11 protein-coding genes and 2 pseudogenes are annotated in these 11,668 nt (G+C 40.3%); 3 read left to right on the forward strand and 10 right to left on the reverse strand.

The window, feature by feature from the left end:
- Positions 1 to 182: 182 nt before the first annotated feature.
- The 7 genes and pseudogenes from rpsD to HMPREF3237_RS05310 all read right to left on the reverse strand — a co-directional run bounded on the left by rpsD (position 183) and on the right by HMPREF3237_RS05310 (position 7,453).
- Positions 183 to 794: a 30S ribosomal protein S4 gene (gene rpsD, locus HMPREF3237_RS05280; RefSeq protein WP_006144803.1), complete on the reverse strand. Its 612-nt coding sequence runs from the start codon at positions 792 to 794 to the stop codon at positions 183 to 185.
- A gap of 201 nt (positions 795 to 995) precedes the next feature.
- Positions 996 to 2,030 (reverse strand): sensor histidine kinase, encoded by a 1,035-nt coding sequence (locus HMPREF3237_RS05285; RefSeq protein WP_070889071.1) that lies wholly within the window; start codon positions 2,028 to 2,030, stop codon positions 996 to 998.
- Positions 2,027 to 2,725: a response regulator transcription factor gene (locus HMPREF3237_RS05290; RefSeq protein ID WP_006144800.1), complete on the reverse strand. Its 699-nt coding sequence runs from the start codon at positions 2,723 to 2,725 to the stop codon at positions 2,027 to 2,029. Before HMPREF3237_RS05290 ends, HMPREF3237_RS05285 begins: the two co-directional genes overlap by 4 nt.
- Before the next feature lie 80 nt (positions 2,726 to 2,805).
- Positions 2,806 to 4,443 carry an SSURE domain-containing protein gene (locus HMPREF3237_RS05295; protein ID WP_070889072.1) on the reverse strand — a complete coding sequence of 546 codons (1,638 nt, stop codon included), beginning with the start codon at positions 4,441 to 4,443 and terminating at the stop codon, positions 2,806 to 2,808.
- Between the two features lie 156 nt (positions 4,444 to 4,599).
- Positions 4,600 to 5,265, reverse strand: coding sequence for a potassium channel family protein (locus HMPREF3237_RS05300; protein WP_070889073.1), 666 nt, complete (start codon positions 5,263 to 5,265; stop codon positions 4,600 to 4,602).
- Between the two features lie 13 nt (positions 5,266 to 5,278).
- The gene (locus tag HMPREF3237_RS05305; RefSeq protein ID WP_070889074.1) at positions 5,279 to 6,655 is read right to left on the reverse strand and encodes a TrkH family potassium uptake protein; all 1,377 of its coding nucleotides are present in this window, start codon (positions 6,653 to 6,655) and stop codon (positions 5,279 to 5,281) included.
- A 32-nt stretch (positions 6,656 to 6,687) separates the two neighbouring features.
- Positions 6,688 to 7,453, reverse strand: a pseudogene (locus HMPREF3237_RS05310) (nucleoside phosphorylase).
- 176 nt (positions 7,454 to 7,629) lie between these two features.
- On the opposite strand from HMPREF3237_RS05310, the gene HMPREF3237_RS05315 reads away from it, so the two are divergent.
- From HMPREF3237_RS05315 to HMPREF3237_RS05325, 3 genes are all read left to right on the forward strand, one after another.
- The gene (locus tag HMPREF3237_RS05315) at positions 7,630 to 8,082 is read left to right on the forward strand and encodes a DUF3290 family protein (protein WP_070889075.1); all 453 of its coding nucleotides are present in this window, start codon (positions 7,630 to 7,632) and stop codon (positions 8,080 to 8,082) included.
- On the forward strand, positions 8,079 to 8,711 hold the full coding sequence (locus HMPREF3237_RS05320) for a DUF421 domain-containing protein (protein ID WP_070889076.1): 633 nt from the start codon (positions 8,079 to 8,081) through the stop codon (positions 8,709 to 8,711). Before HMPREF3237_RS05315 ends, HMPREF3237_RS05320 begins: the two co-directional genes overlap by 4 nt.
- A 116-nt stretch (positions 8,712 to 8,827) precedes the next feature.
- Positions 8,828 to 9,031 (forward strand): CsbD family protein, encoded by a 204-nt coding sequence (locus HMPREF3237_RS05325; RefSeq protein WP_070889077.1) that lies wholly within the window; start codon positions 8,828 to 8,830, stop codon positions 9,029 to 9,031.
- A gap of 60 nt (positions 9,032 to 9,091) precedes the next feature.
- Here HMPREF3237_RS05325 and HMPREF3237_RS05330 read toward each other — a convergent pair whose 3' ends face one another.
- The 3 genes and pseudogenes from HMPREF3237_RS05330 to HMPREF3237_RS05335 all read right to left on the reverse strand — a co-directional run.
- The gene (locus tag HMPREF3237_RS05330; protein WP_070889078.1) at positions 9,092 to 10,336 is read right to left on the reverse strand and encodes a carbohydrate-binding domain-containing protein; all 1,245 of its coding nucleotides are present in this window, start codon (positions 10,334 to 10,336) and stop codon (positions 9,092 to 9,094) included.
- 153 nt (positions 10,337 to 10,489) lie between these two features.
- Positions 10,490 to 10,719: pseudogene (locus HMPREF3237_RS08830) on the reverse strand (DapH/DapD/GlmU-related protein); the annotation flags it as partial.
- An 86-nt stretch (positions 10,720 to 10,805) separates the two neighbouring features.
- The coding region (locus HMPREF3237_RS05335) for an LPXTG cell wall anchor domain-containing protein (RefSeq protein WP_083327679.1) at positions 10,806 to 11,668 on the reverse strand (863 nt) is incomplete at its 5' end.

An 11,668-nucleotide genomic window follows, 5' to 3' on the forward strand; every position in this document is an offset into this window, starting at 1 on the left:
GTTTGGTTCTTTTTCTGAAATTTTTTATTAATTTCTTTCTACATATTAACTACTGTTAAAATAACTTTCTTTTTATAAATAAAAAAGCACTAATTTTTTCTTTAACATAGAAGAAATTATGTTTTAAAGAGTAAAAACAAAAAGCCCACTGTTGTAGGCTTTTCGTAAGATATATTTTAAAATTAAAGCATTTTGTTGTAGAACTCGACGATAAGTGCTTCGTTGATTTCTGGGTTGATTTCATCACGTTCTGGTAAACGAGTCAATGAACCTTCCAATTTGTCAGCGTCGAATGATACGAATGCTGGACGTCCAAGAGTTGCTTCAACAGCTTCAAGGATTGCTGGAACTTTCAATGATTTTTCGCGAACTGAGATTACTTGACCTGGAGTTACGCGGTATGATGGGATATCAACACGTTTTCCGTCAACAAGAATGTGACCGTGGTTTACGAATTGACGAGCTTGACGACGAGTAGTCGCAAGACCAAGACGGTAAACTACGTTATCCAAACGACGTTCCAAAAGAAGCATAAAGTTGAAACCAAGGATGCCACCTTTGATTTTTGTAGCTTCTACGAACAAGTTACGGAATTGTTTTTCACCAACACCGTAAGTGAAACGAAGTTTTTGTTTTTCAGCCAATTGCAAACCGTATTCTGACAATTTTGAACGGTTGTTTGGTCCGTGTTGTCCTGGTACGTAGTTACGACGTGCCAATTCTTTACCTGTACCTGTAAGTGAAAGGCCAAGGCGACGAGCTTGTTTCCAAGATGGTCCTGTATAACGTGACATATGTATGTCCTCCTGATATAAATAATATTTCGGTGGAAATAGTCACTTAGAAAGCCCTGATTCGTGCAGATGCCCTTCGCCTAAACAGCCAAGGTTACTTATCATAAGACACCTGTTGACGAGCTTCATGCTCCCCTGCTGCTATTTCACACAAGGGATATTGTACCATGAAACACTGCATTTGTAAAGAGATTTTTATCTTTATTTCAAATTTAGGCTGAATGTAAACTTGCTTCCTAAGCCATACTGACTTTCTGCTGTGATTTCACCACCAAGCTGATGGGCCAGTTCTTGTGCAATCGCAAGCCCTAATCCATGCCCGCCTGTCTTCATATTACGCGAAGTTTCTACACGATAAAGTCTTTTAAAAATCTTTTCTAAATCCTCAGGAAGGATTCCCTGACCCTCGTCTTTCACACTGATTGTGAGCTCTTGTTCTGTCAATTGGGCAAGTACCTCAATTCTGGTTCCTGGATCTGAATATTTGAAGGCATTGTTTAACAAATTGACCAGAATACGAGAAAGTTTGTCATAATGGCTTTTGATTTTCGCCGACTCAGGTAACACTTGAATGTAAACATCTCGCTCCTCTCGTTCAATCTGAAGTTGGAACTCACTCATTGATTCAATCAACAGCCGATCTAAAAAGACCTCTTCAACTTCTTCGTCAGCTATATCTTGAGGCTGAGCGTTAAGAGTCAAAACATCCAACTCGTCCACTAGCTTGTTTAAGCGCTCGGCTTGGCGACCAATTGTGGTTAAGTAATGGAGTCGCTCCTCTTCCTTGATTACTCCATCTAGAATACCCTCCACAGTAACCTGAATGGAGGTAATAGGAGTTTTAATATCATGAGAGAGCTGCGCAATCATCATTCTTTTTTCTCGCTCGCTCTCATCAAGTGATTGAAAGGTATCTTGTAGATTGCGGGACATGTCATTAAAAGCCTGGCCTAACTCTTGAAACTCTAATGGCCCTTTGGTTTCAATTTCTGTGCTGAAATCTTTGCTTGCTATCTTATGAGCTTGTTTTTTCAAATGTTTCAAAGAAGAAAAAACAGGCGACAAAAGAAAGATGCTCACTGCTGCGCCAATGAAACTAGCAAGTAAGGTCATTCCAACTAGAAAGTAAACTTCACTTTTCTCAATCAACATTCGTTGAACAGCCCAGAAAACGACCAAAATCGTTAGTAGAGTCGAAACTAGATATCCCGCTAAAATATAGCTTTTTAATTTCATTTTTTACCTCTCGGTCTTTCCAGTTTATAGCCCAATCCCCAAACAGTTTTGATAGCAGGAGTGTTTAAATTCGTATACTTACTCAACTCTTGTCTCAAAGCATGGATATGAACATTGAGTGTATTGGTATCATCAACATAGTCCTCTTGCCATACCTTCTCGTAAAGTTCAGTCTTTGAAAATACTCTATCGGGATTGCTGGCTAATATCCATAGAAGTTCAAAGGATTTCACTGTCAATTCCAAAGATTGTTCCCCAACGCGAACCTCATGAGTCACATGGTTGATCACTAAGTCTCCAAGCTCAATCTGCTCTGTCTCTCCTCCACGACTAAGACGGCGCAAGATATTATTCACTCTCAAAACCAATTCCCGTGGGCTAAACGGTTTGGCTATAAAATCATCTGCCCCCAAACTTAAGCCATAAATCTTATCTTGTTCGCTTGTCTTAGCAGTTGTAAAGAGAAAGGGTTGATCAGGAGCAATATACTGAACTTCACTGATGAAATCATAACCGTCCATATTAGGCATCATGATATCTGTGATAATGAGGTCGATAGATTTTTTTCTAAAAAGTTCTAATCCTTCCTTACCATCATGGGCAACTAAAACATCGTAACCTGCCTGTAAAAGATAGCGATTTTGAATATCCAGAATATCTATCTCATCATCAACCAACAAAATTGTCTTTTTCATCTGACACTCCTTTGACAAAAACAGTGTTATACTTGCTTTAGTATAACACTATTTTCCGTAATGTTTAAATGATTTGAACCTTAATCTTCTCTTTTGGTTTTCCAACCCAAAAATCCAACAAAACCTGCCAAGACTAGGCCAAGAATTCCAAGTCCAGCTGTAGCCGTTTGAGCTTCACCAGTATTTGGTAGCATAGGTTGCCCATCATTTCCCCTAGTTTTAGCCATGGAATTATCCATAGAATCAGCCATTCTCATCTCTGAAGCATGGACTTCTTTCGTCATTTCCTTCATTTTGTTCATAGAATCTGACGTAGAAGAAGGCATAGACATCTGATTTCCTTGAGGAGTTCTGGACATCATTTCTAATCCATGAAGTTGAATCGTTACTTGGCGAGTAGCAACCAGATTGGTCAAATCAGGTTTGCCATCTTTAGTGCCGTACACCTTGATGGTAGCTAGATATGTTTGGCTTCCGTTAGCTCGAAGTTGCTCCAGCAAATCCTGACCATCTTTACCAACCGTATTACCATTCAAATCTACTTCGTAGAAATATTGACCTTTAGCCAAGCCTTCAAGTGGTAATAGAGCAGGATTTTTGGCTGTTCCATTGTCTGACCATGGGGCCTTATCTGAGGTTTTTAACAAGAGGCGAGTCAACATACCATCTCCACCAAAAGCTTCGTATGGAATGACTTGGTTGACACCGGCCAAGAAAGGTCCAGGAACCATAGCCTTATCAAGGTAGCTAGCTGGAACATCAATCACGTCTTTGACATTGTTAACAACAGACTCTTTAACCTGATTTGGTGTGGTCAAACCATTCAAATTAACAGTCAAATCCTTAGTCGCTACCAGATTGCTCAAGTCTGCCTTGCCGTCTTTTGCACCGTACACCTTGATAGTAGCTTTATAACTTTGCGTACCGTTTTGTTTCAAGAGGTTAAGCAACTCTTTATCAGATTTCCCTTGGGTATCTGCCAAGTCTACTTCATAGAAGTAGAGGCCTTTGCCTAATTTCTCTACTGGTGGAAGGGCGGGATTTTTGGCTGAACCGTTGTCTGACCATGGGGCTTTATCGGATGCTTTCAAGATAAGGCGAGTCAACATACCGTCACCGGCGAAAAATTCGTATGGAATGATTTGGTTGACACCGGCTGTGAACGGGCCTGGGAAGTTGGCCTTGTCCAAGTAAGTAGCTGGAACATCTACTGCGTCTTTGGTATTGTCAGCCACACCTTTTTGAACTTCAGCCGGGGTGGTTACTGGTTGCGCTTCACTGGCTTCGCGGTCTTGTCCAGAAACTGTAGATGCAGGACTTTCCACAGATTTAACTGCATCTTCTGTTTGTTTCTTAGAGTCAGGTTGTGCTTGCACTTCTTCTTTTGGTGCTACTACCGGCTCTTTAGCAGTTGCGTCCGCTTTTTCTGAAGAGCTTGTGGTATCCACACTTGCTTTAGGTGTTGGAATAGACTGTTCTGAAGGAAGAGCTACATCGACTGCTTTATTTAGAACCTCTGTTGATAGGTCGCCCTTTTCACTCACCGAGGCGGCGTTTGGCACGACTTGAGCAGGAGTCGGATTGACGACATCAGCACGTGCAGAACTTGGTTGACCGACTAGGACAAAGAAGCCACTAGCCACAACAACTGAAGCAACACCAACACTGAGGCGGCGAATAGACCAACGAGTATATCTCTGATTTGGATTGAATTTCATAGGATTCTCCTTAGAGTTTTCTTTTTTTGATGACTCTAGTATAATCTCCTAAAATTAAAAAGGATTAAGAAAAAGTTAAAATTTTTCTTAAATCCTTCTTATAAAATACTTATATTGACTCAATAGTCACTAGAAAAAAGAATGGTCATTTCTCTTTTAATCATTGAGGTGTGCTAGATTATCCAAATATTGGTTATTGATTACTGCCATCATATAGCCATCAGCTTTCAATTGATCATCTGGACCAAACTGAACGTCTAGAGGAGCATTTTCATAGTCACGAAAACCAAGAATATTGAGATTGTATTGTCCTCGAAGGTCTAGTTGACTTAAGCTTTTGCCTGTCCACGATTGTGGAATTTTCATCTCAACAATAGAGACATTTTTGTCCAACTGAAAAACATCAACGCTGTTATTAAATAAAATAGTCTGCGCCAACGAACGACCCATCTCATATTCTGGTGAAATGACTGAATCTGCGCCAATTTTTTCAAGGACTTTTTTTGCTGTATAGCTTTTAACCTTAGCAATAACAGTTGGTACTCCTAGACTCTTGCAATGCATGACTGCAAGCACACTAGATTCTAAATTTTCCCCAGTTGCCACCACAACTGTATCGCAGGTATCAATTCCTGCTGAGAGCAAGAGCTCTTCATCTGTTATATCTCCAACAACTCCACGTACCAAGACAGGTTCGAACTGATTGATTCGTTCCTCATGGTCGTCAATGGCGATTATATTTATATCATGCTGAGCGAGAGCGGTAAGTACACTACTCCCAAAAATACCCAAACCTAAAATTCCAATTGTCCGATCTGACATAGTTTATCCTTTCTTATCCTATGGTAATATCTGCTTTCATATAGTGGATCATATCTTTCTTATCTGGTTGATACTCAGCCAAACTGACTAACAGTGTGAGTGGTCCGATTCGTCCGATAAACATCAGTATCATGATAATGCTTAGAGCTAATCTGCCTAACTCTGGTGTCAGATTGGCAGTCACTCCGACCGTGGCAAGCGCTGAAATTGTCTCGAACATGATGTAGATAAAGCGCGGATTCCCTTCTGCGGTTACCCCTAACAGGATCAAGCCCAGCAAGAAAGTTAGCAAGAAGATAATAAAGACACTGAATGATTTTTGGACTGTCCGAGGTAAAATTGTTCTCCGAGCTACATTGGCATGGGGTAATCCTAAAAGTTCACTGCGTGCAAATACTAATAATACAAAGAAGGTTGTGATTTTAAGCCCCCCGGCTGTTCCACCAGGCGCCCCACCCAGAAACATCTGCAAAATATAGATCATCAAGGTAACAGGCCTAGCCTGAGTAAAATCAATAGAAGCAAATCCTGCTGTCCGCATGCTGACAGTTTGGAAGAAACTAACCAGTAATTTATCAGGGATGCTGAGATTGCCAATCGTTCCCGGATTGTTCCACTCTATCAAGAGGGTTGAAACTGTTCCAGTAAATAAAATTCCTGCTGTCAAGAAGAGAACCAACTTGGTGTGGAAGCGAAGCCGACGTTTTTTCTTGCTCAACTGCGTGGCCAGGTCAAACCAAACCATGAACCCTAGACCACCTGTGATGATCAAAGCAGCAAGCACTAGATTAATCAAAGGATCAGTTTGAAAAGCTATTAAACTTGTACTTCCAAAATTATCAAAACCAGCATTACAGAAAGCTGAAATAGCTACGAAGATAGAGGTAAAAATTCCTCGGCCCCAACCAAATTCTGGAACAAAACGAAAACTTAACAGGAAGGCTCCGAGTCCTTCAACGATAAAAGTCGTCAAGAAAATCGAACGTATGAAAACCATTAAAGACTGAGTTTCTCCATAACTAAAGCTCTCCAGAATTGTTTCACGGCTACGAAGACTTAGCTTTTGCTTACTTTGAATATAAAAGACCCCTATAAAGGTCATGAGACCCAAACCACCAATCTGGATCAAAAACATACAGATTAACTGACCCCAGATGTTATATGTAGTAGCTACTGGTTGAGTAAAGAGTCCTGTCACACAGACCATGGATACTGCTGTAAAGAGATGGTCGAAATAGGTTGCTTGGGAGCTTGTTGCTTGCACAAATGGCAGACTCAAAAGGATAGAGCCTGCGAGAATAACCAAAGCAAAACTTAAAAAAATTCGACGAGCAGGTGATAAACGCCCCAAGGTCGTGTTTATTTTTTCCGAAAATGATTTGAATAACATAGTTACATTGTACCATAAAACAGTTAAAGCAGTCACATATGACTAACAATTTCAAGACATAGTTCTAAGGCCTTATCAAAAGCTTCTGCGCCCCAATCACGGCTATCATAATTTTCTAAATCCGCTAGAGAGTCGGCTGTAAATAGAAGTTGACCCCAAACTACTCCTCGAAGCTGGGCAACTGCCGCAAGAGCCGAGCACCCCATCTCCACAACAGAGCAGCCTTCTTCCTTGCGATAGGCAACCTTTTCAGCTGTCTCTCGATAAAAACCATCTGTCGTCCATGTCATGACCTCTTCATAAGGAATGCCTAGTTGTTCCAAGACTTGCTCGATGGCAGAAATCGCTTCTATATGTACATCCATATAACGAGAAGGCGCTACATAGTGGTAGCTGGCTCCCTCATCTCGCAAAGCGCGAACAGGGACGAGAAAGGCATTTTCTTCTATATTCGCTAACACGCCACAAGTGCCTGTAGAGATGATTTTCTCCACACCGTAGCCAATCAACCAATCCATAAACTGGGCCGCAGGGGCAGAACCAACAGGAGCCTGAGCCAGACACACTTCCTCACCCTTGTAACTCATGACATAAACTGGATAGGTTTTAGTGGCAGAAACAAACTCCCCAACGCACTCTGCTCCTACTTCCTGAGCATAGCGGTCAATCTCCTCCTCTAAAAAATGCATAGATGCACTTCTTTGGTAACTGTAAATCCAAGCCTTCGTGATTTGGCATGATAACTGCTTGAGGATTATCATCAAACTCTAAAATAGGAATAGCGTGTTTTTGAATCATAGAGCACCTCCTCTAAATTTGTACTATTATAACAAAAGCAAAACGAAAGTCAAGATGGGAGAAAAACTTATCTTAAGTAGGAAACAACAATTAAATGCTTTTTCCTCTACTAACAAAATTGCTAAAACTTAGGAATTAGTTTATAATAGATTGAATTTGAAAAAGGGAGAAATCTTATGAAATTCTATTCCTATGACTATGTTCTAAGCCAGATTAGTCAACAGAATTGGGTCATGATTATTGTGTCGACGCTCTTAGTGATTGTAACTGGATTCTTTGCATTTAAGGCATTCAAAGATAAAAAAGGGAGCAAGTTCCGTGAATTATCAATCATTTCTATTTTGACTTTAATTGCTTTTGTATTGATTAGCATTACGAATCTTCAAAGCAGTCAATCCAACGATAATCAATTTCGTAGTTCCTTACACTTCATCGAGATTGTATCAAAAGAGTTAGGTATTGATAAAAAAGATGTTTATGTCAATACTTCGGCTATAACTGATGGAGCGATTATTAAGGTTGGCGACAATTTTTATCGTGCGATTAGCGGGACTGACCAAGATAGCTATTTATTAGAAAAAATGGAACTCTATAAATCAGACGTTGAACTCGTGGAGGTTGAAAAATGATAAGCTTTTTTGCTACAATTGCGATTAAATTGGCCTTGGGGCTTCTGTCTCTTGTTTTTGTTATCAATGTAACAGGTAAAGGAAATCTAGCACCAAGTTCTGCAGTAGACCAAATACAGAACTTTGTTCTCGGGGGTATTATCGGCGGGATCATCTACAATAGTTCAATCACCATCATCCAATACGTTGTTATCCTCATTATCTGGACTATTCTCATCCTGCTCCTTAAATGGCTGAATACCAATATTTCCTTTTTCAAACACTTAATTGACGGGAAGCCAACTATTATCATTAAAAATGGAACATTAGATCCAGAAGCTTGTCGTTCAAAAGGTCTAGCTGCGGCTGATGTTGCTCTTAAATTGCGCTCTCAAGGAATTTTCCAATTGAAGGATGTCAAGAGAGCTGTGATTGAGCAAAACGGACAGCTGATTGTCGTAAGAATGGGTGACGAAAATCCAAAATATCCTCTCATTACCGATGGTGTTGTCCAAGTTGAAATCCTAGAAACCATTGGCAAATCTGAGGAATGGCTAACAGAGAAATTGAAAGAAGAAGGTTTCGAAGACGTTTCTAATATTTTTATCGCAGAATATGATAACGGTCAATTGAATGTTGTAACCTATTAAAAAACAAACTGATGCTTTTCGTATCAGTTTTTTGCTTTTTGACAATAATGGGTATATACTTAAGTTATTATCTGATGGATTTTAGATGATAGAATACATTATCGGAGGTATACCCCATGTCAATCGAAGAAAAATTCAACCAAGCTAAAGGTTCTGTTAAAGAAGGTTTTGGTAAACTAACTGGCGATACAAAAACTCAAGCAGAAGGAGCTGCAGAAAAGGTAGCTTCAAAAGCTAAAGAAGTTGCTGAAGATGCAAAAGAAGCTGTCGAAGGTGCAGTATCTGGCGTGAAAAACATCTTTAAAAAAGACGGAAAATAATTCTTTCTCGTCCTAATATCATAAAAATCTCCCTTCTCTTTCGAGAAAGGAGATTTTCTTTTATGGTCGTCCATCAGGAGCGGGACCTCCAGGGCTACCATTCCCTTGAGGGCCACCGCCAGGTGCCCCTCCGCCTCCAGGCATAGAATTGACAATCTCAGTTTGTTTTTCACCATTGAGATAGATATCTCCGCCTGTGTAGGTCGCTGTTCCATCAAAGTCAAAACCAGTTTGACCAGTCATTTTGATGGTTCCTCCATTAACTGTAATATTACCGTTTGAATCAATTGGATCTGTATCCCCTTGGCCAACTTCAACTGTCAAGTTCCCACCATTCATGGTAAAGAAGATTTCACTTTGTTGGGCGTTTTTGTTAGCTGCATTAACACCATCATCTGTTGAGTATATGGTGATGTCTCCACCGTTGATAGTGATTGACTTACCTTCAAGCCCTTCTGTAGAATTCTTAACGGTATAGGTACCACTATCAATAACCAAATCACCTGATGCGTGGATACCATCGTCCCCTGCAGTAACAGTGATGGTATTATCAGAGAGATACATGGTTCCTACAGATGTGTCCTCATCATTGTCGACCTTAACTCCGTCTTCCTTGGCATCGATAGTCATGGTTGTACCGGTAATGTTGAGTTCATCATTGACATTAAAGGCATCTCCAACTGCTGTGATGTTGTAAGTTCCGCCTGTGATGTGAAGTGTATCATTTGCCTTGATACCATTGTTTTTCTTACCATCTACATTGAGAGTTCCTTTACCGTTGATGGTCAAGTCCACTTTAGAGAAGAGCGCTGCATCCGCTTTTTCGTCACTATTAGTTGCTGAATCTGATAGGCTATTAGTTGTGCCATCTGCTAGAGTTAGGTAAACATGACCGGCTGATGTTGCAGATATAGCAGCATTGGTATTGGTCATGGTCACACCCTTTAGAACAATATGTACATCATCAGTCTTTTCGGCTGCAATCTTAATTTGAACGCCGTCAGATTGGCCAGAAATCACATAGGTACCTGACTTAGAGATTGTAACGGTGGATCCTGATACGTCCACTCCGTCGCCTGATACCGTCGCTGTTGACCCAGACAAGGTTACAGTTGTGGCTGCCTTTTCATCATAGGAAGTGTCGTAGTCCTTGTCTGTAAAATAACTTGTTTTCTTAGCTGTTGTAGTTGAAGTGGTTGTTGTACTATTGCTAGCTGTTGTATTTGCGGTTGACTGAGCACATGCTGTTACTAGAGATAGAGTAGCAAGAGTCGTTAATAAGAATGTCCATTTTTTCGCTTTCATGCTCATTTCCTCGTCTTTCATTTTACATGATTTTAGTCTACGGGACCTTCCTAAAATAAACCTAAATTTTTTCTGAAAATTTTCTTAAACTATACGAGTTCAATTGATAATCAAAACTCATGATAGAAAAAAGAACAGTAAAATGCTGTTCTTTTAATTTTCTTCTTTGGCTGGAATTTCTTTGATAACTCGTGCTGAGTTGCCTGCCAGAACTACATTATCACCAAAAGATTTTGTAATGACAACTCCTGCTCCTGCAACAACGTTATCACCTAGTGTAACACTGAAAGAACGATGGCACCACCACCTGCCCAGAAGTTCTCGCCAATGGTAATCGTGCAAACATCCAACATGGTCGAATCCCAATTGGAATTGAAATTTTCTCATCAAAAGATAAAAAACTAGTACATCGAATGATGTACTAGTTTTTAAGTAGAAAGCTGACTATTTCTCTTTTGAAAAAATCAGATTAGTCTTCTTTCTTTTTACGAGCGATAAGCCCAAATCCACTCAAGACACCTACTAAACCAAGTGCAGCAAGGCTAGAATGATCTTCAGAACCAGTATTTGGCAATTGAGGAGCATCTTCCTTAGTTTCTACTGTATGAGCTACTGGAGCTGGTGTAGTTGGTTTAACTGGTTTAACCGGTACTGAGACTGGTTTTGGAGTTGGTGCTGGAGTTGGTGTTGGAGTCACTTTCTTCTTGTAAATGTGTTGGACATTACCATCTTTATCGACAACTGTCTTCACAAACTCGTAACCTGGAATATCTTTCTTAGGTTGTTCGCCATCTTCTGTTGGGTAACCTGGAATTGGTTTACCATTTTCATCAATATATGAAGTTGTCACTTTTTCGTAGACATGAACTGTATCACCGTTAGGCAATTTCTTAGTCTCAACGAAGCGGTAACCTGGGATATCTTTCTTAGGTTGTTCGCCGTCTTCTGTTGGGTTACCTGGAATTGGTTTACCATCTTTGTCTACAAATGTAGTAACTGGGGTTACTGTTGGTGTGTATGTTGCAGAAGCTTTTGTTCCGTTCATATCTTCACGAACAACTGTTACAGAAGGAGCTGTACCTGTGAATTCAGGTTCTGGTTTGAAGGTTACAGTACCATCTGGAGCTACTGTGTAAGTACCAACACCTGGAATAGTCTTCGTAGTTGAACCATCATCAAATGTTGCTGGAACCTTATCATTCATTGGAACACTGCTATCGCCTTCCTTGAATGTTGGCTTGCCAGTCTGTTCTTGACCTTTTGGTCCAATAGATGTAGCTGGTTCTGCTGTTGGAGCCACTGGAGTTACTGTTGGTGTGTATTTAGCGGTTA

Source organism: Streptococcus sp. HMSC34B10 (assembly GCF_001839505.1).
Classification (GTDB): Bacteria; Bacillota; Bacilli; order Lactobacillales; family Streptococcaceae; genus Streptococcus; species Streptococcus peroris.